The sequence below is a fragment of the Moorella sp. E308F genome (assembly GCF_006538365.1).
Lineage (GTDB): Bacteria > Bacillota > DSM-521 > Neomoorellales > Neomoorellaceae > Neomoorella.
In genome coordinates this window covers 646,206-666,628 of the sequence record NZ_BJKN01000002.1, presented here as the reverse complement: position 1 = coordinate 666,628, position 20,423 = coordinate 646,206, and the positions used below count along the sequence as shown (strand labels likewise).

The window sequence follows — 20,423 nt, the reverse complement described above, 5'->3', positions numbered from 1 at the left end:
AATGCCTAATATGACTTCACTTGAAAGGGTACGTGCCGCTGCCAATAGGATGGAACCCGATGTCGTACCAGTTGGACCTTATATGGGTAACCACGGGGCAAAGGTAGGCGGGGCTTTAATATCTCAATACTGCACCAACGGTAGAATAATGGCGAAAGCACAACTGAAGGCCTGGGAAATTTATCAGCAGGATATTATTGTCGCCCAATCGGACAACTACTATATTGCTGAAGGCTTCGGTATTACCGTGGATATGCATGAGGATTCTACACCCACTTTGAGGGAACCTGTGGTTCATGAACTTCAAGATGTTTATAAGCTTAGAGTACCTGACCCTTATAAAGATGGACGAATGCCTGTTTACCTTGAGGCCATTGATTTGATCAAAGAACAGGTGGGTGGTAAAGTCGCCATCAGGGGAACGGGTACCGGCCCTTTTTCCCTGGCGTCACATTTAATGGGTACCCAGCGCTTCTTGATGGAGTTAGCAATGGCTGCCACCGAACCTGAAGGAAAAAATGCCAGGGCTTTACGGCATTTATTAGAGCTGACCAGCGATGCATTAATTGCCTTCGCCAAAGCACAGGTGGAAGCAGGTGCCGACATTGTCCAGGCCGGTGATTCCCTGGCTTCTATCGATGTTATTTCACCTAAAATGTATAAGGAATGGGCCTTTCCCTATGAGAAAAAATTCTTTAATGCCCTTAATATCTGTCATAAAGACCGGCAGGTTATCACACTTCTTCATGTATGCGGCGATATGACACCGGTTTTACCTTTGATGGCGGATACTGGAGCCATGATTTTAGAGCTTGACTATAAGGTTGATTTGGGCAGAGCCAAGGCTGTCGTAGGCGATCGGGTATGCTTAATGGGTAACCTCGATCCATCTGAATTACTGTTACGAGGAACGCCGGATGAGGTAGCAAAAGAAGCCCAGCGGTGTATCGATTTAGCCGGCAAGGGTGGTGGGTTTATCCTCGGTTCCGGCTGCGAACTGGCTTATTACACCCCCCAGGTAAACGTCCGTACTATGATTCGGGTAGCCAGGGAGAATCGTTACCCGTTATAGGCGGGAGTGGCAGGGGAGGATGGATTATGAGGCTGGTAAATTATAATACTAAGACAAGGCCACAGTAATATTTTTTCTCCGTGTGACTAAAGGGGGATTTATTTTTGCAAATCGGCTTAATAGGCTTAGGCAAAATGGGCCTCAACCTGGCCCTCAATATGCTGGATCATGGTCACGAAGTGATAGGGTACGCCCGCACGAGGTCGACAGTGGAAAAGGCCGCCGCCCGTGGGATTAAAGGTGCTTTCAGCCTGGAAGAGCTGGTAGGCGAGTTGGTATCTCCCCGCCTTATCTGGTTAATGATCCCTGCCGGCAAAGCCGTGGACGAGGTTATTGAACAGCTATTACCCCTGCTTGCTCCCGGCGATATTATCATCGACGGGGGTAATTCTCATTACCGGGATACTTTACGCCGTTATCAATTTTTAAAGGAAAAGGGTATTCGCTTCGCCGATTCCGGTACTAGCGGCGGTATAGAGGGAGCTCGCTATGGCGCCTGCTGTATGGTGGGAGCCGAAGATGAGCTCTTTACCTATCTGGAGCCTTTGTTTAAGGATATAACCGTTCCCGGGGGCTACCTGCACACCGGCCCCCCCGGCAGCGGCCACTATGTTAAAATGGTCCATAACGGCATCGAATACGGCATGATGCAGGCCATCGGCGAGGGGATGGAAGTCCTGGCTAAAGGGCCCTTTAAACTGGATCTCAGGGCGGTGGCCGGGGTCTGGCGCCATGGTTCGGTAATCCGCGGCTGGCTAATGGACCTCATGGAAAGTGCCCTTAGCAAAGACGCTACTCTGGAAAGCATAAAAGATATCGCTTATTCATCCGGTGAGGGCCTCTGGACAGTGGAGGAAGCCCTGCATCTGAAGGTACCGGCGCCGGTAATCACGGCAGCCTTGCTGATGCGCTACCGCTCCGAGCAGGAGGAGAGCTTCGCCACCAAGGTGGTGGCCGCCCTGCGCCACGAGTTCGGCGGCCACGAGGTGGCCCGGAAATATTGAAGGGCTAAAAGGCTAAGAAGCGGCATGGTTTGGTACCAGGCCGCTTCTTATAGCCTCTAAAGACAAGCCCTCAACTTTATCCGACATCTGCTGCGATTTTTAGTTGACAATAAGGGGGAGTGGGGTTACAATTGGATTTGATTGATGTCATGCTCCACTTTTATTCTGGAGGAGGAATGATAATTGCGCGCATTGGGCCGTCATGTTTTAGCTGAGGTTTATGGATGCAGCTTCGAGATCTTAAACGACATCAAAAAGGTCGAAGAAATCATGGTTAAAGCTGCTTTGGAGGCCGGTGCCGAAATCCGGGAAGTCTGCTTCCATAAATTCAGCCCTCAGGGTGTCAGCGGCGTGGTGGTCATCTCCGAATCGCACCTGGCAATCCACACATGGCCGGAGTTAGGGTATGCTGCCGTTGATGTTTTTACCTGTGGTGAAAGGGTAAATCCCTGGGATGCCTGCAGGTACTTAACCGAGCAGTTCCAAGCAGGCGAAGTCCACGCCACCGAAATTGAACGGGGCGTAATGGAACCTCCTCGGGCGGCAGCGGTAAATCTGTAGGAGGGATATTTATTTTATTACCTACATGTAAAGGTAGTAGTGAGGGTAGGAGCTGACAGGCCTTGCAGGGAGAAAACTTGCAGGGCCTGTGGCGTTTTTGCGTTCAAATAACCAGCAGGAATATGCTTTAAAGAATAGAATATCAAATGGAATACTTATTTTTATATTTAGGAGGGCTGGATGTTGACCGCCCTGTTTAAACTATTACAACCAGAGCTAGAAATGGTTCGCCATCGCTTGCTAAGGGAAACTCGCTTGCAAGGGCGAAGGTTACCCGGGGTCACCTGGCCTGTTTTGAACCATTTAGATCAAGATTTTCTACCTGCTCTAGTTCTTTTGAGCGCCCATACCCAGGGTTACTCTGGCTCCAGGGCGCTTTCTCTGGCTGCCGTATTTCAATTTATTTTCCTGGCCTCATTGATTCATAACAATGTTAAGGATGAGGTAGCTCTGGAAACCCTGGTAGGAGATTATTTCTACACCCGTTTTTTTGATCTCCTCTGTCGCGATGGTAATCTGCAATTTTTGGCACCCCTTTCCCAATTGATTTGCCAGATACACCTGGATGCGGCCCGGCAACACGAAAAACCATCTTCATCCAAAAGTTTTCGCATGCGGGAATACCTGGCTGCCGCGGCGACTTCCCTGGGTAGCCAGTTAGGTCGGGCCGAACCCTGGTTGGCTCAGGCGTGGCAGGAGATAGGCTTACTTTTAGGCAAGCTGTGGAATGGCCAACCAGTAACCGTAAAAGCCAGCCAGGCCGTAGAAAAACTTGCTCCCGGAACAGTAAGGGAGCTCCTTGGTGAACTGGTTATTCAATTAAGCGAAGAGCTGCCTGTCGAACGGGTGATGGCCCTGTGACCAAAGAGGAATATGTACGTGGCATTTTTAACAACATTGCTCCCCGCTACGACCTGTTAAATACGATTCTAAGTTTTAATTGCGACCGGGGGTGGCGCCGCTTTACCGTAGCCCGGGCAGGTCTTGCACCTGGGAACAAGGCCCTGGATGTCTGCTGTGGCACCGGTATGCTCTCTTTGGAACTGGCCCGGGCCGTAGCCCCGGGCGGCCAGGTAGTGGGGCTAGATTTTGCTCCGGGCATGCTTGAGGTCGCCCGTCGCCGCCTGGCAGCCAGTCCCTACGGCCATTTGGTACAGCTGGTAGAAGGTAATGCCATGGATCTTCCCTTCCCGGATAATACTTTTGATTGCGCCACCATTGCCTTTGGCCTGCGCAACCTCCCTGATATCAAACGGGGCCTGGCGGAAATGAGGCGGGTGGTACGGCCGGGAGGACGGGTGGTTTCCCTGGAATTAGCCAAACCTTCTCGAACCATTTTTAAGCATATTTACTACCTGTACTTTGACCACCTGGTGCCTTTAATAGGTCGCCTTGGGGTGGGAATGGATGGCCCCTATAGTTATCTGCCCCGTTCCCTTAAGGGCTATCCCCACCAGGAAGAAATATTGCAATACTTCCGTGACCTGGGCCTGGACAGGGCAAGTTATCACGAGCTGACGGGCGGCATTGTAGCCGTCCATGTGGGTATAAAGAAATAATGTTGCCCTGCTATGATAACGGCAGTATAATGAAACTAACCATAAAAGGGTTAAAAGGAGGTGGAGCGGTGGAAGATAAGTCTATGACCCTGACGGAACACCTGGAAGCTTTGCGCAGGGTACTGCTGGTGTCTATTATTGCTTTAGTGATCGCAACTATCGCTGTTTATTTTGGCTTCCGGGGCCAGCTGCTGGTTTTAATCTTGCGACCAATTAAGGAACTAGGCATAAACCCGGTCTTTATCACTCCCTGGGAGGCCTTTTTCACGACGATTAAAATTTCCTTCGTGGCAGCTATCTTCCTAGCTCTACCGGTGATTCTCTGGGAAGTGTGGAGCTTTGTCCTGCCAGCCCTGCACAGCCATGAACGGCGGCTGATTTATATGTTAATGCCGGCATCAATAGTGCTCTTTGCCGGGGGAATAGTTTTTGGTTACCTGGTAGTTTTCCCGGCAGCCATTCATTTTTTACTAGTAAGTGCCAGTGAAGGCTTTACGCCACTGATTTCCATCTCCCGATATTTTAGTTTCTTGACCATGTTTATTTTACCCTTCGGGGCCGTCTTCCAGTTGCCCCTGGTTATTATGCTTCTCACCCATCTAGGCTTGATAACACCCCGATTTCTGGCTAAAAACCGTAAATATGCTGTCTTAATTATCTTTATACTGGCGGCCATTCTTACCCCTACGCCGGATATGATTTCCCAAACGCTAATGGCTTTACCGGTAATTGCCCTTTATGAAGTTAGCATCTGGATTTCTTACCTGGTACGACGAAGGCGGGAAGAAAAGGCCAAGGAAGAAGGTATTTAAATTTAAAAGAAACAGGTGTACAATAATCTTAACAGGAGGTGAGAAGGATGTTCGGTTTGGGAGCTCCTGAATTAATCTTGATTTTAGTGCTGGCGTTGATTATTTTTGGCCCCGGCAAGCTGCCCGAGGTAGGTCGCGCCCTGGGAAAGGGTATCAGGGAATTTAAGAATGCTACCAATTCCGTAACTGAGGAAATCAAAGAAGCGGTCAAAATAGACGAAGGCGACAGCAATGCCAGTAAAGAGAAAGCCACTAAACAGATCAGTTAAAAAAGTGGTAAGCTACGGGAGATAAACTCCCGTTTTTTACTGGGAAAATTTCCGGGGCCAGCACCAGTAAAGCGTTTTTTGTTGGAGCGAAGCTTTGCTTTACGTGGAGGTGAAGCAGCTGTGGAAGCAACACCAAGGGGGAACCGCCTGCATATTGCTATCTTTGGCCGCCGCAACGCCGGCAAGTCCAGTTTAATCAACGCCCTGACCAACCAGGAACTGGCTGTAGTCTCCAGCATTCCAGGCACAACAACAGACCCAGTCCTTAAATCCATGGAAATTTTACCCCTGGGTCCCGTCGTGCTCATCGACACGGCCGGGATTGACGACGTGGGCGAACTGGGTGCTTTAAGGATCAAAAAGACCATGGAAGTCCTGCGGCGCACTGATCTGGCCATCCTGGTCCTGGACCCGGCAGCCGGAGTTGGACCTTACGAACTGGAACTCTTGCAGCGACTAAAGGAACAAAACCTGCCCCTGGTGATAGTTTTAAATAAAATCGACCAGGGCGGCCGGGAACTATTGCCGGACCTGGAAAAAACCCTGGGACAGCGGGTCCTGCCGGTCAGCGCCCTGACCCGCCAGGGGATCGAAGAGTTGAAAGGGGAGCTGATTAAAGCCGCTCCTGCCGACTTTGAGGAGCCTTATATTGTTGCCGACCTGGTGGGGCCCGGAGAAATGGCCGTCCTGGTGGTACCCATCGACCTGGCGGCACCGAAAGGGCGGCTGATTCTGCCCCAGGTACAGACACTGCGGGACTTGCTGGATCATGACGCCATGGGCCTGGTGGTCAAGGAGCGGGAACTGAAGCTGGCTCTGGCGAAGATCCCGCCCCCCAAGATTGTTATTACCGATTCCCAGGCCTTCCTGAAGGTAGCGGCCGACACGCCGCCCGGCATCTGGATGACTTCCTTTTCCATTTTATTTGCCCGCTATAAAGGGGACCTGGTGGAGTTGGTGCGGGGCGCGAAGGCTGTTAAAAATTTGCAGGCCGGAGACAGGGTTCTCATCGCCGAGGCCTGCACCCATCACCGCCAGGCTGATGACATCGGTAAAGTGCAGATACCCCGCTGGCTGCGCCAGTACGTGGGTGGTGATTTGCAGTTTTCCTGGTATTCCGGTACTGGCTACCCGGAAGATGTGGCCAGTTACAAGGTGATAATTCACTGCGGCGGCTGCATGATCAACCGCCGGGAAATGCTCTACCGCATCCAGCTGGCCAAGGAAGCCGGCGTACCAATAGTTAATTACGGCGTCCTCCTGGCCTTTATCCACGGCGTCCTGGAACGGGCCCTGGAACCCTTCCCCCTGGCCCTGATGGCATGGCGGGAAGAAGAGTAAAATATAATTGGCAGGAGGTTGTCATTTGCTCGCAAGGCAAGAACAGAACCCCGTCCAGGTGCGTTACTGGCAGGTCAATGGCAAGCTAGGGTATGATCTCCGGGTTTTATCTCCTGAGGCCAACATAGCTGATTATATTACCGCCGTGGAAGGACTTGACCCATCCCTCCTTTACCGCCCCTATACTAACGGCGATTGTCTGGGTTGTGATCATTGCTGTGGCGGGCGTCTGCCCCTGACCAGCATTGATCTGCAGGTATTGCAACAGGGACTGGAGGAGCTTACTGGTAAAATATTCTCCCTGCCAGAAATATTGGAGGAGTACTGCCAGGTCCGGGTGAAAGGGCGGGTGGTAGATATTACTTTGCGGACTGACGCCGAAGGTTACTGTATTTTTTTAGAACCTTACCGTCGTCGGTGCCGCCTGTACAAATACCGGCCCCTTATTTGTCGTACCTATTTTTGCTGCCCCCTCACCCGTCGGGCCAGGATTTTACGGGAAACCATTGTCAACCGCGGGGAAGATGAACTGGTGCGTTACTGGCTTTCTTTGCAACCGGCGGTACCGACAGGGGTACACCGCCATGACTGGGAACCAACTCCTTTCGCCGGCTGCTTGAGTTATGCCGAAGTTCCTATAAAATCCCTTTGTCCACCGGAACTATGGCAGCAGCTTCACCAATAGAAATACAAAGCAAAATATTTGTATAGCAACAGGAAAAAATACATTTTTAGCGAATATATTTATCTAACTTCCCGAAAAACTGTAAACGGAGGATAATTGATGCGCATCGCCCTCATAGCCCACGACCGCATGAAAGACGATCTGGTCAATTTTGTCGACCAGCATAAACATATCTTTGCCAACCACCGGCTGGTAGCCACGGGAACTACAGGTGCCAGGATCATGGAACGCACCGGCCTCAAGGTCCACCGTCTTATGTCCGGGCCCCTGGGGGGAGACCAGCAAATGGGTTCCCTGGTGGCCAAAAAACGCCTGGACCTGGTAATTTTCCTGAGGGACCCGCTGACGCCCCAGCCCCATGAACCGGATATCAGCGCTCTTTTGCGCATTTGTGACGTCCACAACGTGCCGGCGGCCACCAATCTGGCCACAGCAACAATCTTTCTCGAGTATTTAAAAAGCAGGACAAAAGAGTAACATAAAAGCCGTCTCAGACGCTTTTTAACAATTTCTGCAAAGAAAGGAATTCTCCTATGGCTAAAGTAACTGTTGAATCCGGTATCTGTGGTTTTACCACCGACATTCTGGCTGAAGCACCGGATATGTTTTCCTGCAACCTGACCATCAACACTACCTGTCCCAACATCCAGAAGATTGCCGCTGAACTGAGCACCCTCAATCCCCTGGACGAGATTGGCTTCAAAGGCAACAGCCGCCTGCGGGAATTATTCTTTCAACATTGCCCCCATGCTGCCTGCCCGGTACTCCCCGGCATGGTTAAGGCCGTCGAAGTAGCTGCCGGTCTGGCCCTGCCCCGGGATGCCCATATCTATGTCCAGAAATAATTTTGTACCTCAGGAAGACACATCCAGCAAAAAGTACTAGTCGATAGGTGCTCGTTACCCTTTCATGGCGACCGGCAATTTCGATAGCCGGTCGCTCTTTACTTGTCCGTATTTCCTGACCGTCCCCGGTCTGCTACAATAGAGTCCAAAGGAAGGGATGAGCTATGTCTACCCGCCAGGAACATGATCTCCTGGGTGCCAGGGAAGTGCCCGCCAGCGCCTACTACGGCATCCACACCTTAAGGGCAGCGGAGAATTTCCGCGTCAGCCGGCATCAAGTCCATCCAGAGCTAATTAAAGCCCTGGCTACCGTCAAAGAAGCGGCCGCCCGGGCCAACCTCGACCTGGGCTACCTGCCCCGGGAAAAGGGAGAGGCCATTATCGCCGCCTGCCAAGAAGTAGCCCGGGGTGAACTGGCCGACCAGTTTTTTCTCGACGCCTTCCAGGGCGGGGCCGGTACTTCGACTAATATGAACGTTAATGAAGTAATCGCCAACCGCGCCCTGGAAATCCTGGGCCTTCCCAGGGGTGATTATGCCACCATCCACCCCAATGACCACGTTAACCTGCACCAGTCCACCAACGATGTCTACCCTACCGCCATGCGTATAGCGGCCATCCGCCTTTTACTACCCCTGGCCGAGGAACTGGCCAGGCTCCAGGAGGCCCTTCAGGAAAAGGAGGCTGCCTTTGCCGGGATACTTAAAATCGGCCGTACTGAATTCCAGGATGCCGTTCCGGTAACGCTGGGACAGGAATTCGGTGCCTATGCCCAGGCCGTGGCCCGGGACCGCTGGCGGCTGTACAAGGTTGAGGAGCGCCTGCGCCAGGTGAACCTGGGCGGCACGGCCACCGGCACCGGCCTCAATGCCCCCCTGAAATATATTTACCTGGTTAATGATTATTTAAGGCGCCTGACGGGGCTGGGCCTGGCCCGGGCGGAAAACATGATCGATGGCACCCAGAATATGGACGTCTTTGTGGAAGTTTCCGGTCTCGTGAAGGCCGCCGCCGTAACCATGCATAAAATTGCTGGCGACCTGCGTTTCCTTTCTGCCGGTCCCAGGGGCGGGCCGGCAGAAATCAACCTCCCCCCCCGCCAGGCCGGCTCTTCCATCATGCCCGGCAAGGTCAATCCGGTGATCCCGGAAATGGTCAACCAGGTGGCCATACAGGTCATGGCCAACGATATGGTAATCGCCATGGCCGCCAGCCAGGGCCACCTGGAGCTCAATGCCTTCGCGCCCCTCATCGCCCACGCCCTGCTGGAATCCCTGGAAATGCTGGCGGCAGCGGCCAGGATTTTCCGCACGGAATGTATCAGCGGTATAACAGCCAACGCCGGGCGCTGCCGGGAAGTGCTGGAGCAGAGTCCCGTACTGGCCACAGCTTTACTGCCCTATCTCGGTTACGAAAAAGCAACAGAGGTGGTACGGGAAGCAGAAGCTTCCGGCCGCTCGATTAGAGAAATCCTGTTAGAAAAAGGTTTTTTGACGCAGGACGAACTGGAAAGCATCTTAACCCCTGCCGCTATGACGAAACCCGGTACAGTTAAGACCATAAATAGGCTGCAACAGGGCCAGAGCTTGTGTAATTAGCAATTTACGCCATTAGCCATGGTCACCCCCGGAGCTTAAGATCAACTTAAAGCATATCTTAAAACGGGGGTGGTTTTAATGCCAAAAGTAGGTATTGATCCCGGCCACGGCGGCAGCGACCCCGGTGCCGTTGCCGCCGGCGGCCTCCAGGAAAAGGCCGTTACCCTGGCCGTGGGCCTGGCGCTGCAGCAGCTGCTTCAAGGAGCAGGCATAGTAGTTGTAATGTCCCGTACCGTTGACCAGGATGTCTTCCTGGCCGATCGGGCGGCCCTCTTCAACCGGGAAAAGGTAGACCTCGTCATCAGCCTGCACGTCAACAGTGCCGGCACTCCGGATCCCAACTATGTCAGCACCTTTATCCTGGCCCCCGGAGGCCAAGCTGAAAAGATCGCCCGCTTGATCCAGGCCGAAGTGGTGGCGGCCACCGGCTGGCCGGACGGGGGCGTCCGCCAGGCAAATTTTTACATTCTGCGGGAAACCGACGCTCCTGCAGTCCTCGTAGAAATGGGTTTTCTCAGCAACCCGGAGACGGCAGCTAAACTAGCTACGCCCGCAGTACAACAAGCCCTGGCCCGGGCCATCTTTTGCGGCCTGGCCGCCTACCTGGGCCTAAAGCCAAGCGAGCCCCGCGATATCCAGGGTCACTGGGCCGAGGCGGCCATTCGCCAGGTCATGGCGGCCGGGATTATGAGCGGCTACCCGGACGGCACCTTCCGGCCCGACCAGAATGCCACCCGGGCTGAAGTGGCTACCGCTTTGGCCAATCTTTTAGCCAGGTTAAATTTAATACCGTGTAATTTTTCATTTTAGCATGCCTGAGTACCCGGAACTAGATACCCAAACATGCTTCTATGGTATAATCAAGCCATGGAAGAAAAAACAAACCACACCTCATCGTCCTGGAAGCCCGCTTTAATGCTGAAATAAGTCATTAAATTTAACCGGGTTTGCCCGGTTGACTGGGGGCACTTGGCTTGGCTTTACTTATCAAAAATGCCGAATGGATAATCACCCTTGATAGGGAGGGCCGTCGCTACCGGCAAGCCGATCTTTTAATAGAAGGCCCGGCAATCAAGACAATCGGCCGCAACTTGCCCGTCGACGAAGGTACGGAAACTATCGATGCCCGGGGCAAAGTCGTCCTCCCCGGCCTGATTAACACCCATCATCACCTCTACCAGACCCTGACCCGCAATATCCCGGCAACCCAGGATATACCTCTGTTCCCCTGGTTGGTGACCCTTTACGAAATCTGGCGTGAACTGACGCCGGAAGCAGTTCGCCTGGGAGCCATGGTGGGGTTGGGGGAATTGCTGAAGACAGGCTGTACCTGCTCCAGCGACCATCACTACGTCTTTCCCCGGGGCCAGGGAAATGAACTTATTGATATTGAAGTTCAGGCGGCCCGGGAACTGGGGATCCGCTTCCATGCCACCCGGGGCAGCATGTCCCTGGGCAAAAGTCAGGGTGGTCTACCACCGGATGAAGTAGTTCAAAAAGAAGACGAGATATTAGCTGATAGTGAGCGCTTGATCCAAAAGTACCATGAGGCTGACCCCTTCGCCATGTGCCGTATTGCCCTGGCTCCCTGTTCACCTTTTTCTGTAACTCCCGAACTGATGCGAGATAGTGCTGCTCTGGCGCGCCGGTACGGTGTCATGCTCCATACCCATCTGGCCGAAACCCTGGATGAAGAACGCTTCTGTAAAGAAAAATTTGGCAGGCGGCCCGTGGAGTACATGGCTGACCTGGGCTGGCTGGGACCCGATGTATGGTTTGCCCATGCCATACATTTAAACGACGCCGAGGTGGCCCTGCTGGGCGAGACGAAAAGCGGGGTATCCCATTGCCCGGCTTCCAATATGAAGCTGGCTTCCGGCGTCTGCCGGGTGAAGGACCTGCTGGCTACCGGGGCCCGGGTGGGTCTGGCCGTGGATGGCAGCGCCAGTAATGATTCCTCTAATATGTGGAGTGAAATGCGTATTGCCTATCTCTTACAAAAACTGGCTTACGGTAATGACGGCCTGACAGCAGAAGAAGTTTTGCGTCTGGCAACTGTCGGCAGCGCTGAAGTTTTGGGCCGCGATGACATTGGCTACCTGGCTCCGGGAATGGCAGCAGACCTGATCCTGATAAACTTTGAGGAACTGGGGTTTGCCGGGGGGCAGCATGACCCGGTAGCGGCTATTATCACCTGTGGTGATAGCCAGCTGGTGGATACCACCATTGTTAACGGTGAGGTCGTAGTCCGGGAAGGGCGGCTGGTGAAGGTTGATGAAACTGAAATCGTTCGCCGGGCCAACCGGATATCAGGTGAAATGCTGACCAGGGCCGGGAGGCGTACAGGTACCGATTATTATGCTTACCCCAAACGGCAGTAGCTGTTATAAGGACGGCGAAAAAAAAGAATTTGCTGGTGATAAGATAAACAGTAGCCACCCACGGATGGCGGAGCGAAGCCGCCGTTGAGTGAGGCCCTCATACCAGAACAAGTAATTTAGCGCACCCGTAGGGGCGCTTTTTTAGTCACCAAGAACTGGCCGGTTTCATACCCTATACTAGCAAATCATGCCTGCAAGGAAAGGAGACCGGCCTTATGAGTGAAGAAAGCAGGAAAGCTGAGGCAACTGTAAGTGAGGCGGCAGCCCAGCATGTCGTGCCCCCGTGTCCCCATGGCTTCCATTATACCGTTAAAAGCGGGGACACCATGTTTCTTATTGCCCAGCATTTTGGTATACCCCTGGAGGAGCTTATTGCTGCCAACCCCCAGGTAAGAGATCCCGACCTCATTTATCCCGGCCAGGTACTGTGCATTCCCAGGAAAATGCCTGTACCTTGCCCCGGCGGCTTCTATTATACTGTCCAACCAGGCGATTCCATGTACTCCATTGCCCAAAAATTTAATGTCAGCCTGGATGCCTTGATAGCCGCCAACCCCCAGGTCCAGGATCCCAACCTGATTTATCCGGGGCAGGTGCTCTGCATTCCAACCAGGCCCGCCATGCCCTGCCCCAACGGGTTTATCTATGTCGTCAAGCCCGGAGATACTTTAAGCAGCATCGCCCGCAAGTTCGGTACTACAGTGGACCAGATCCTGGCGGCCAACCCGCAAATTACAGATCCCAATTTGATTTATCCCGGCCAGCGCATCTGCATTCCCATCATGCCACCAGTAATGCCCCGGCGCCACTGTTTTATGATGCATCCCACCCATCATTGCCCCGGTGCCATGGGTATGGGTATCATTGATATAGAAAAACGGGAGCTGCTGGTTGTTGCCCGCGGGATTCCTGATCCCAGGCATTTCGGTATGGAGCATGTCGTTTTAATGGTTCGCTACCGGGAAATGGAGGAATTTAGGGTAGTTGAAATGAGGCCCATGGCCGATGGGATGATGATGAGCCATCATATGATGGATGCTGAGATGGATAAAGACCCTGTTTTGTTAATCGGCGCTGCCCGCAGGTTCCCCTTTGTCTTTGGGCCTTTATTCCTGGGTGTTGTGGTGCCAATCATTATCTAAAATCATTGCTTAAAAGGAGTATTCCTGCTGCTGGGATTTACAACGACCGCCCTGCACAAAGAAAAAAGAGGCTCAAAATTGATTACCAGCGGCCAGTCCGGCTCCAGACCGCTGATCTTGGTGAAAACCACCTGCCTGGTGGAGGGGCCCTCTGGCCCCTCTACAGCTTTAATCCGGGCCGGAAAAAAGAAATAGGCGCTCTGGGGTGGTGACCAGGTACTGCCGCCATCCTGGGAGAAGCAAAAGGCCAGGCGGTTGCTGGATGTCCAGAGGAAAAGTAAGGTTTTTTCCTTAGCCAGGAGTACCGGCCGGTCATCGGGAAGATCAACCATTGTTCCCGGGCAGAGCCTCAGCGAGGTGTTTTTTTCCGGTTCAACTACGTGTAAAAAAAGCAAGGAGTCCTTTTCCTGCCTGTGCCAGGACAAGAGGTAAAGATACCCCTGAAACCAGTAAGCATAAATTTTATTACCAGGTTCTACGCCGGTAAGGGGACGGGGCATCTGCCAGCCCGTGGCAGGATCATAAACTGTTAAAAATAAAAGCTGCCTTCCCCTGGATGCATCCTGACCGGCAAAGAAGAGCCGACCCCGGGGCAGGGGTTTAAATAGTAAGGGAGGAGCCGTAAGGTTAAAGGGTAAAAACTGCCTTTGCCAGCGGTTACCGGCCAGGTAGAGATGGACAATTTCCGGTCTATAGGATTCCTCTAATAAGAGGTGCGGTTGCCCGCGGGAATCGAGGACAAAGGCCAGGACGGAACCATTTGCCGGCAACTCCCTGCTCTCCCAGCGATGACCCTGCCAGCGGGCATAAATTAAACGCTTATTAAGCAACGTTGCCACTATATGCAAGCGACCGGCAGGGTCAATAACGGCAGTAGAGGCGCTCAGGCCAGCCATGGGCTCACCGGTAGCAGTATAACTATAGCGTAATATACCCTGGCGCAAAACTAACTGCCAGCTATCACCTGGTGTAGCTAAATAATTTACCATGGCCATCACCTTCCTGGACCAGGGCTACCTAACTAATGCATATGCTATACTGGCAGGAAAAATATAATTTTGATTGCCGGCAATAAATTATGTTTTCCCGGTAACATCCACCCGTTGAGGTCAATATTATATACCAGACATTAACCAGAAAAATTTGCTCCAAGGAGGTAGGTTTAAGCATGGCTGACGAAGCGAGCGCCAAGCAGGCCGTCGTTGCTCCCGGCCAGTGCCCGCCGGAAGGGTGTCCACCACCTACCCGTATCGAGTGTATTAAGGTTGACAAGGTTTATGATAGTTGTTTCCAGGTAGAAAGCCGTAGCCGGGATACTACTGTAACTACTGGTGTAGGTGGTGAGTTTGCTACCGGTACTTTTACCGTCGGGCAGGCCATCCCCTGTGCCCTGGCCGGGCCTATTACCTGCAACGTCATTAACCGCGTCCCGACCACCGGTAATTTTGCCACCCTGACCATTGTCATTTCCGTACCCGTCACCCTTACCAACCCCAATGCTCCCGCTGAAACTGCCGACCGCGTCTTTACCTTTACCAAAATCGTTACTCTCTGCGCTCCCGAGGGAGTAACCGTCGATTGCGAAAACGACAGTACCCTACTTTTCTGCAACTGTGTGGTTTCCGCCGTCGGTGTCGGTACTATCACCGTCACCTGCGACTTCCAGGTGTGCCTGGTCATTAAGACCATCCTTACCGTCCAGCTCCTGGTGCCCAGTTACGGCTTCTGCGTGCCGGCACCCTGCGTTGTGGCTCCCGGCGTCTGCCCGCCGGCGCCACCGGCCCAGTGTTTCTAAGAAAGCAGGAAGTACGAAGCACCGTCAAATTGACGGTGCTTCGCCGTTTAGTGGTTCTCCGGACTGTTCCGGGGCCAGGATGGCGGCACTTAAATTTTTTAGCTCCACCAGGGTGCTATCATTATTTCCGGTCTCCGGGGCTATCGTATCCGTCGTGAGCATATCGGTCCTGATTGGGTCAAAGTTAAGTGCTGACGGTTTTGCTGCTCCTGGCTGAGGCTCCTGCCGGGCAGCGAGGCTGGCCACGTCAATATCCGCTCCGGTAGAGGACAGGTAATTACGCCATTGTTCCCCTGTCAGAAAAGTGCTCTGGAGGGGCAGCTGTGCCATACTTTCCAGTACTCCCTGGGGGAAAAAGACAGGAGCAAGGCTGGCTCCGAGCGGCCGCTTAAAGATAAACACCGGCTCGTCACCGGGAGGGGAAAATGGGTTGCCCCGGTGACGGCCTTTACCCTGCCGGGCATTCTGGATCTGCCCGGAAGGTGCCGGCGGAGAAGCCTGGCTGCTGGAAACTGTATCCTTTGCCGGCGTTGACCCTTGGTTTACGTCCCCTTCTGTTGCCAGGAGCTCATTTTGGGGTGGTATCTTTGCTTGTTCCGCTGCCTCGTCTCGCCCCTGTATTTTACCCTGCACCGGCAGTCCATCTTGCACCTGCATTGCGCTTCTGCCGGGTATGGCTGCCTCATCCCTGACCTTTGTACCTCCTGCCTCCGTTTCATCTCCAGGGTCCGTTATAGCCCTCGAGGCTGTTTTCTCCCCCATCGTCTCTCCCCGGGCCGCGACCCCTGTGGCTTCTGTTCCTGCGTCCCTCTTTTCTCCGGTCTGAATAGGGCTCTCTCCCGGCCCGGCCGGCGTCATAGCTGCCGGTTCCTCTTCCGGAGGCGCAGTTTCCTTCTTTACCTGGTTTGTTGCGGAAACCCGGTACTTCGGTTCACTTAAACAGGCATCCCGGAAGCGCTGCAACAGGGATTGAAGCTTAAAAACCGTTTCTTCCGTAAGCGGTTTCTGGAAATACCAGGTTAACCCGCCAACCAGCCACATCGTAATGTTGTGAATAAATTCCGGCTCCAGGTGAACCTGGCAAAATTCAATTAAGACCGATGGCACTTCTGCATTATTTAAAAGGCGGCGGTAGCGGAAGTTTTTAAAATACTCCCAGGCTCCGGGGATGGTATAACTAAGGGGTCTTCCTGAACGGAGCATAGCCTGTACCAGGGCGGCAATTAGACCCAGGCTTTCCTCGCGCTTTTTGGGTGCGTAAAAAAAGCGTAAAGCTGGTTCTGGAGCGGCACCATCCTTTTGCGAGAAGGCAAAAAGGACCTGGGTCTGCCATAGCCGGAAAAGCTGCCCGTCGCTGGCGGTAGCCGGAACAATTAAAACATTGGCCCCCTGTCCCTGGAGCTCCTGGCTTAAGGTAGTTAGCAGGGCCGTCAAGGTTTGATCCTGGTCGGCCAGCGGGCGTAAAACAATCGTCTTATTAGCCAGGGGCGGATTCAGGATAAAGTTTCCTTCACCATCTTCTAAGAAACTTACACCCAAACTGCGGCACAGGATTGGAAACAAGTCTTTGCTGAAAGCATCAAGCTCCCATGATGATAAGGCAATATCTCCCAAAAGGATTTTAGCCATCTTTCACCCCTCATTTCATAAAATCACTATTACAGCATATGTTGATGAAAGGTGGAATGGACCTAAACAGGCGGCAAAAAGCGAGTTGATGCATAGAATATAGGGCAGGGCTCTGGAGGTGGCAAGGACATGGAACCGAAGGTAAGAATGTGGATTGACGCCCGCCAGGAAAAATTCCAACCTGGACGGCACCAGGAAGTTACCTACATTATACCCAACCTTGAAACGCCGGTCATCCGGGAAACAGTCTATTATACCCTGGCAGCCCTGGTAAAGGAGATCCAGCTACCCCGGGAGGGCCAGGCCAATATGGTCAAAATAATCTATGACCCGGAAAGGATTACACCTTCTTTTATGGACTATTTGTTACTGCAAAAGGGGGTTGAGTTCCGGCGTCTGAGTCCCTGAGGAGAAAACGGGTGAGCAGGATGCTCATCAGTAATTTATAGTTAAAATGGTAAAAGGAGGTTAAATAGATGAGCTGGTACAGCCAGCGGGCCGCAGAAATTCTGGCCGGTTACCCCCCTGGCCTCCGGCAGGTAACCATGACCCTGATTGTAACCGATATGCGCACCGGGGAAGATGCCAAGAAAATTAGTAATGCCCTGGGCAGTCTACCCGGTGTAACTAGCGTCAATGTCGTCCTCGAACGTCGCTGGGTGGTAATTACCTATTATTTGCCCCAGATAAGCCTGGAAATCATTGGCGAGCATATCACCAAACTCGGTTACCATTATATCCATAAATCATGAAGGAGTTGTTCTTAGGGCCGGTCAGGCCCTTTTGACATTCACCCGTTATAAAGGAGGAATGACAGGGATGCGGGTTTACATATCCGCCGATATGGAGGGCGTGGCCGGGATAACTGCCTGGGAACAGGTGGAAACCATAGGAGGGGTGGAATACGCACGCTCCCAGAGACTAATGACGGCTGAAGTCAATGCCGCCATCCGTGGCGCCCTTGAAGCCGGGGCTGCCAGCGTAACCGTCAATGACGCCCACGGCAGGATGCGTAACATCCCGCCGGAAGACCTGCACCCCGGGGTCCAGCTTATCAGCGGCGCACCGAAAAAACTGGGCATGATGGAGGGGATAGACAGGGGCTTTGCTGTAGCCTGTTTCATAGGTTATCATGCCCGGGCCGGCAGCCCGGGCGTCCTGGCCCACACCTACAGCGACGTAGTCCACCGCCTGGAGGTTAATGGACAGGAAATGGGGGAACTGGGCCTGAATGCCCTGCTGGCCGGTTATTTCGGTGTCACGGTGGTCCTGGTGAGCGGCGACCAGGTCCTGGCCGGTGAAGCAAGGCAAATCCTTGAAGGAGTAGAAGCCGTTATTGTTAAAGAAGCAGTTAATTTCCACGCCGCCAGGTCGCTCCCGCCCCGGCTGGCCAGGGAAAAAATCCGCCAGGGACTGGTCCGGGCCCTCAGCAGGAAAAGCTTTCAACCCCTTGCGGCACCGGCCCCGGCAACGGTAACGATTAAATTTAACGACCCGGCCCGGGCGGCGGCAGCAGCCATCTTGCCCCGCAGCCGGTTCCTCGATGCCGTTACCGTAACTTACACGGGAGCCGATTACCTGGAAGCCTACCAGGCAGCAAGGAGCCTCATTGCCCTGGCAAAAAGCAGCTAATACCGGGACAGGGTTTTCCCGGCGTTCCGAAAACGGAGTAAATTAAGGGTTCATCGGGTTATTATTCGCCATATATATTGACAGCGAATTATGATAGTAGTATTATAAAAAAGTCGAAAAGCATTTATAAAACTCAACAATGAAAGCCAGACTTACTACAGGCCAACAAGTGAAGGAGGCATTTGGCATGGATTACCAAGACATCAGCTACACCGTGACAACTGAAAAAAATTTTGACGCCGCCGTGACTGCCGTGGAAGAAGCTACTGCCGCGCAAGGCATGAAGGTCCAGCATATCCATGATGTCCAGGCCACCCTGAAAAGCAAAGGCTATGATTCTGAACCACTGAAAATTATTGAAATCTGCAATGCCCGCTACGCCCACGAAGTCCTGGCAAAAGACGTCCTTATCAGCTTGATGATGCCCTGTAAAATAAATGTCTACACCCGCGACGGCAAGACTTACATCAGCGCCCTGCGGCCCACCATGCTGGCCAAGTTTTATCCCGAAACCGGCCTGGAAGAAATAGCCTCACAGGTGGACGCTAAAATCAGGGCCATTGTGGATGCAGCCCGGTGATCAGTAAGCCTCTATCCCTCAAACACATCGTCCGCCAGGGAGCGGACTTCTTTTTTGCGCCGGGCAGTGGCTTCCGGATCCAGGACGACGGCGAGTTTAATCACGTCACCCTCTTTGGCAGACCGGGGCAGGAGGGAGCGGGGCAGGGTAAAGGTGCGGCGGCCGTATTCAATTACAGCCATGTCTTCTTCAAAGCGATCAATGACCAGCAATTCCCGGCGGGGCATTATTCTACTCCTTTCACTTTTACTTTGCATCAGGTAGGTATAGACAACAGGAATGCCTTCGGCCTGGCCGTACAATGCTAGTGTATAGTCACCTTCTGACCGTCGGAGACGGCCGTTATGGTACCATCCCGGTCGGTGCGGTAGATTTTAACCCCGGCTTTTTGTAGGCGTTGCAGGGTCTGGGCATGGGGATGGCCATAGTCATTACCTTTACCCACAGAGATAACAGCATACCTGGGAGCCACAGCTTTGAGAAAAGCAGTGCTGGTAGAATAACGGGAACCGTGGTGGGCGACTTTGAGTACATCAGCCTTAAGAGACCTGCCGCCGGCCAGCATTTCCTCCTCGGCGGTATTACCGGCGTCACCGGTAAAGAGAAAAGCCGTTTGCCCGTAGGTAAGGTGCAGGACGGCGCTATAATCGTTTAGATCCTCATAATTACTTTTCGCCGGGCTGACAAAAAGGGCCTGGAGGCCCCCTTCCATGGGCAGTGCAACACCGGCTTTTGCCTCCGTGGCCTTGAGGCCCTTATTTTTTATAGCTAGCAAGAGATCCCTGTAGGCGTCGGTATTATGGGTCGCCCGGGGTAGGTAAACCTTGCCTACCTGGAAACTATTTATTACCATATCCAGGCCGCCGATATGGTCTTCATGGGGATGGGTGCCTATTACAAAATCCAGTTTCTTAACGCTGTACTGCTTCAATTCCCGGACCACCCCCGGCCCGGCTTCACCGGTGCCACCGTCGATTAAAATGTTCTTGCCATCAGGCAACTGCACCAGGATGGCATCCCCCTGGCCGACATCCAGGTAATGGACGCGTAGCTTGCCGGTTTCAGCCGGTGGGGTTGAGGAGTCCGGAGGCTTTTCTTGAGATGTTGAGGTACCAGGCGCTTCTCCTGGTGCAGGGGAAGCTGTTTGCGCTACCGGCGGCCGCGACTGGTTGGCCGGAGAAGGGGGCTGTTCTCCGGTAAGGTTACCACAGGCAGTAGCCAAGGAGAGGGTAAAAGCGAGGACGGCATAGATGGCCAGGCGTTTGGCCTTTTTCCCGGCCCGGCGCAAAGCAAGCCACCCGGTACCAACCGCGCGGAGAACGGCAGTTAAAAATGCCAGGATGCTGATGGTTGCTATCATTATAATCACTCGCTGTTCGAAAAGTCTTCCATGTTTACCATTCCTTCTTTAGGATAACACCTTAAGACCTTATCGTCAAAAAGATCGCGCCAAAGCCTTGTGATAGAGTTACGATACCCGGCATTTTCGCTTGCGCGGCTATCTTTTTATTTTAGCAG

The 20,423-nt window shown here is 53.1% G+C and carries 24 protein-coding genes; 20 read left to right on the top strand and 4 right to left on the bottom strand.

The annotated features are described in order from the left end of the window. The first annotated feature begins 1 nt into the window (after nt 1). The 15 genes from E308F_RS09805 (at nt 2) to E308F_RS09735 (ending at nt 13,269) form a co-directional block, all read left to right on the top strand. Nucleotides 2–1,072: a uroporphyrinogen decarboxylase family protein gene (locus E308F_RS09805; protein WP_141264743.1), complete on the top strand. Its 1,071-nt coding sequence runs from the start codon at nt 2–4 to the stop codon at nt 1,070–1,072. A gap of 104 nt (nt 1,073–1,176) precedes the next feature. After that, entirely contained in the window at nt 1,177–2,076 is a 900-nt protein-coding gene (gene gnd, locus E308F_RS09800) for a phosphogluconate dehydrogenase (NAD(+)-dependent, decarboxylating) (protein ID WP_141264742.1), read from the top strand. A 183-nt stretch (nt 2,077–2,259) separates the two neighbouring features. Then, nucleotides 2,260–2,637 (top strand): adenosylmethionine decarboxylase, encoded by a 378-nt coding sequence (speD, locus tag E308F_RS09795; protein ID WP_054936805.1) that lies wholly within the window; start codon nt 2,260–2,262, stop codon nt 2,635–2,637. A 180-nt stretch (nt 2,638–2,817) separates the two neighbouring features. Beyond that, nucleotides 2,818–3,498 carry a hypothetical protein gene (locus E308F_RS09790; protein WP_172613620.1) on the top strand — a complete coding sequence of 227 codons (681 nt, stop codon included), beginning with the start codon at nt 2,818–2,820 and terminating at the stop codon, nt 3,496–3,498. Beyond that, nucleotides 3,495–4,196, top strand: a complete 702-nt coding sequence (gene ubiE, locus E308F_RS09785) for a bifunctional demethylmenaquinone methyltransferase/2-methoxy-6-polyprenyl-1,4-benzoquinol methylase UbiE (protein WP_141264741.1) — start codon at nt 3,495–3,497, stop codon at nt 4,194–4,196. Before E308F_RS09790 ends, ubiE begins: the two co-directional genes overlap by 4 nt. Nucleotides 4,197–4,264: 68 nt before the next feature. Continuing rightward, the gene (tatC, locus tag E308F_RS09780; protein ID WP_141264740.1) at nt 4,265–5,008 is read left to right on the top strand and encodes a twin-arginine translocase subunit TatC; all 744 of its coding nucleotides are present in this window, start codon (nt 4,265–4,267) and stop codon (nt 5,006–5,008) included. A 47-nt stretch (nt 5,009–5,055) separates the two neighbouring features. Further along, nucleotides 5,056–5,277 (top strand): Sec-independent protein translocase subunit TatA/TatB, encoded by a 222-nt coding sequence (locus E308F_RS09775; RefSeq protein ID WP_141264739.1) that lies wholly within the window; start codon nt 5,056–5,058, stop codon nt 5,275–5,277. Between the two features lie 120 nt (nt 5,278–5,397). Beyond that, entirely contained in the window at nt 5,398–6,618 is a 1,221-nt protein-coding gene (gene hydF, locus E308F_RS09770) for a [FeFe] hydrogenase H-cluster maturation GTPase HydF (protein WP_141264738.1), read from the top strand. A gap of 25 nt (nt 6,619–6,643) precedes the next feature. After that, the gene (locus E308F_RS09765; protein WP_141264737.1) at nt 6,644–7,303 is read left to right on the top strand and encodes a YkgJ family cysteine cluster protein; all 660 of its coding nucleotides are present in this window, start codon (nt 6,644–6,646) and stop codon (nt 7,301–7,303) included. Between the two features lie 99 nt (nt 7,304–7,402). After that, complete coding sequence (locus E308F_RS09760) at nt 7,403–7,780, top strand: methylglyoxal synthase (protein ID WP_141264736.1); 378 nt, start codon at nt 7,403–7,405, stop codon at nt 7,778–7,780. A 56-nt stretch (nt 7,781–7,836) separates the two neighbouring features. Next, nucleotides 7,837–8,148, top strand: a complete 312-nt coding sequence (locus tag E308F_RS09755) for a DUF6951 family protein (RefSeq protein WP_141264735.1) — start codon at nt 7,837–7,839, stop codon at nt 8,146–8,148. Between the two features lie 164 nt (nt 8,149–8,312). After that, nucleotides 8,313–9,746 carry an aspartate ammonia-lyase gene (locus E308F_RS09750; protein ID WP_141264734.1) on the top strand — a complete coding sequence of 478 codons (1,434 nt, stop codon included), beginning with the start codon at nt 8,313–8,315 and terminating at the stop codon, nt 9,744–9,746. Between the two features lie 78 nt (nt 9,747–9,824). Further along, entirely contained in the window at nt 9,825–10,556 is a 732-nt protein-coding gene (locus E308F_RS09745; RefSeq protein WP_141264733.1) for an N-acetylmuramoyl-L-alanine amidase, read from the top strand. Nucleotides 10,557–10,720: 164 nt separating this feature from the next. Continuing rightward, nucleotides 10,721–12,127, top strand: a complete 1,407-nt coding sequence (locus E308F_RS09740; RefSeq protein WP_216364503.1) for an 8-oxoguanine deaminase — start codon at nt 10,721–10,723, stop codon at nt 12,125–12,127. 215 nt (nt 12,128–12,342) lie between these two features. Next, nucleotides 12,343–13,269 (top strand): LysM peptidoglycan-binding domain-containing protein, encoded by a 927-nt coding sequence (locus tag E308F_RS09735; RefSeq protein WP_141264731.1) that lies wholly within the window; start codon nt 12,343–12,345, stop codon nt 13,267–13,269. Nucleotides 13,270–13,271: 2 nt separating this feature from the next. Here E308F_RS09735 and E308F_RS09730 read toward each other — a convergent pair whose 3' ends face one another. Further along, nucleotides 13,272–14,258 (bottom strand): hypothetical protein, encoded by a 987-nt coding sequence (locus E308F_RS09730; RefSeq protein WP_172613621.1) that lies wholly within the window; start codon nt 14,256–14,258, stop codon nt 13,272–13,274. 179 nt (nt 14,259–14,437) lie between these two features. Between E308F_RS09730 and E308F_RS09725 the strand changes: the two genes are divergently transcribed. After that, nucleotides 14,438–15,064 carry a hypothetical protein gene (locus tag E308F_RS09725; RefSeq protein ID WP_141264729.1) on the top strand — a complete coding sequence of 209 codons (627 nt, stop codon included), beginning with the start codon at nt 14,438–14,440 and terminating at the stop codon, nt 15,062–15,064. A 24-nt stretch (nt 15,065–15,088) separates the two neighbouring features. On the opposite strand, the gene E308F_RS09720 is transcribed toward E308F_RS09725, so the two are convergent. Further along, nucleotides 15,089–16,693 (bottom strand): hypothetical protein, encoded by a 1,605-nt coding sequence (locus E308F_RS09720; RefSeq protein ID WP_141264728.1) that lies wholly within the window; start codon nt 16,691–16,693, stop codon nt 15,089–15,091. 129 nt (nt 16,694–16,822) lie between these two features. Between E308F_RS09720 and E308F_RS09715 the strand changes: the two genes are divergently transcribed. The 4 genes from E308F_RS09715 (at nt 16,823) to E308F_RS09700 (ending at nt 18,905) form a co-directional block, all read left to right on the top strand. Further along, nucleotides 16,823–17,101 carry a hypothetical protein gene (locus tag E308F_RS09715; RefSeq protein WP_141264727.1) on the top strand — a complete coding sequence of 93 codons (279 nt, stop codon included), beginning with the start codon at nt 16,823–16,825 and terminating at the stop codon, nt 17,099–17,101. Nucleotides 17,102–17,169: 68 nt separating this feature from the next. Next, on the top strand, nt 17,170–17,445 hold the full coding sequence (locus E308F_RS09710) for a heavy-metal-associated domain-containing protein (RefSeq protein ID WP_141264726.1): 276 nt from the start codon (nt 17,170–17,172) through the stop codon (nt 17,443–17,445). A 67-nt stretch (nt 17,446–17,512) separates the two neighbouring features. Next, nucleotides 17,513–18,325, top strand: a complete 813-nt coding sequence (locus E308F_RS09705) for a M55 family metallopeptidase (RefSeq protein WP_141264725.1) — start codon at nt 17,513–17,515, stop codon at nt 18,323–18,325. Between the two features lie 187 nt (nt 18,326–18,512). Next, nucleotides 18,513–18,905: a DUF302 domain-containing protein gene (locus E308F_RS09700; RefSeq protein WP_141264724.1), complete on the top strand. Its 393-nt coding sequence runs from the start codon at nt 18,513–18,515 to the stop codon at nt 18,903–18,905. A gap of 11 nt (nt 18,906–18,916) precedes the next feature. Here the strand turns inward: E308F_RS09700 and E308F_RS09695 are convergent, their stop codons facing one another. Beyond that, nucleotides 18,917–19,162: a DUF3006 domain-containing protein gene (locus E308F_RS09695; protein WP_253260440.1), complete on the bottom strand. Its 246-nt coding sequence runs from the start codon at nt 19,160–19,162 to the stop codon at nt 18,917–18,919. A 47-nt stretch (nt 19,163–19,209) separates the two neighbouring features. Then, nucleotides 19,210–20,265, bottom strand: a complete 1,056-nt coding sequence (locus E308F_RS09690; protein WP_253260439.1) for a ComEC/Rec2 family competence protein — start codon at nt 20,263–20,265, stop codon at nt 19,210–19,212. Nucleotides 20,266–20,423: the final 158 nt, after the last annotated feature.

Coding starts and splice junctions, on each gene's coding strand:
- E308F_RS09805 (WP_141264743.1), top strand. CDS start 2: ATGCCTAATATGACTTCACTTGAAAGGGTACGTGCCGCTGCCAATAGG.
- E308F_RS09790 (WP_172613620.1), top strand. CDS start 2,818: ATGTTGACCGCCCTGTTTAAACTATTACAACCAGAGCTAGAAATGGTT.
- E308F_RS09775 (WP_141264739.1), top strand. CDS start 5,056: ATGTTCGGTTTGGGAGCTCCTGAATTAATCTTGATTTTAGTGCTGGCG.
- E308F_RS09760 (WP_141264736.1), top strand. CDS start 7,403: ATGCGCATCGCCCTCATAGCCCACGACCGCATGAAAGACGATCTGGTC.
- E308F_RS09755 (WP_141264735.1), top strand. CDS start 7,837: ATGGCTAAAGTAACTGTTGAATCCGGTATCTGTGGTTTTACCACCGAC.
- E308F_RS09750 (WP_141264734.1), top strand. CDS start 8,313: ATGTCTACCCGCCAGGAACATGATCTCCTGGGTGCCAGGGAAGTGCCC.
- E308F_RS09745 (WP_141264733.1), top strand. CDS start 9,825: ATGCCAAAAGTAGGTATTGATCCCGGCCACGGCGGCAGCGACCCCGGT.
- E308F_RS09735 (WP_141264731.1), top strand. CDS start 12,343: ATGAGTGAAGAAAGCAGGAAAGCTGAGGCAACTGTAAGTGAGGCGGCA.
- E308F_RS09730 (WP_172613621.1), bottom strand. CDS start 14,258: ATGGTAAATTATTTAGCTACACCAGGTGATAGCTGGCAGTTAGTTTTG.
- E308F_RS09725 (WP_141264729.1), top strand. CDS start 14,438: ATGGCTGACGAAGCGAGCGCCAAGCAGGCCGTCGTTGCTCCCGGCCAG.
- E308F_RS09720 (WP_141264728.1), bottom strand. CDS start 16,693: ATGGCTAAAATCCTTTTGGGAGATATTGCCTTATCATCATGGGAGCTT.
- E308F_RS09715 (WP_141264727.1), top strand. CDS start 16,823: ATGGAACCGAAGGTAAGAATGTGGATTGACGCCCGCCAGGAAAAATTC.
- E308F_RS09710 (WP_141264726.1), top strand. CDS start 17,170: ATGAGCTGGTACAGCCAGCGGGCCGCAGAAATTCTGGCCGGTTACCCC.
- E308F_RS09705 (WP_141264725.1), top strand. CDS start 17,513: ATGCGGGTTTACATATCCGCCGATATGGAGGGCGTGGCCGGGATAACT.
- E308F_RS09700 (WP_141264724.1), top strand. CDS start 18,513: ATGGATTACCAAGACATCAGCTACACCGTGACAACTGAAAAAAATTTT.
- E308F_RS09695 (WP_253260440.1), bottom strand. CDS start 19,162: ATGCAAAGTAAAAGTGAAAGGAGTAGAATAATGCCCCGCCGGGAATTG.
- E308F_RS09690 (WP_253260439.1), bottom strand. CDS start 20,265: ATGATAGCAACCATCAGCATCCTGGCATTTTTAACTGCCGTTCTCCGC.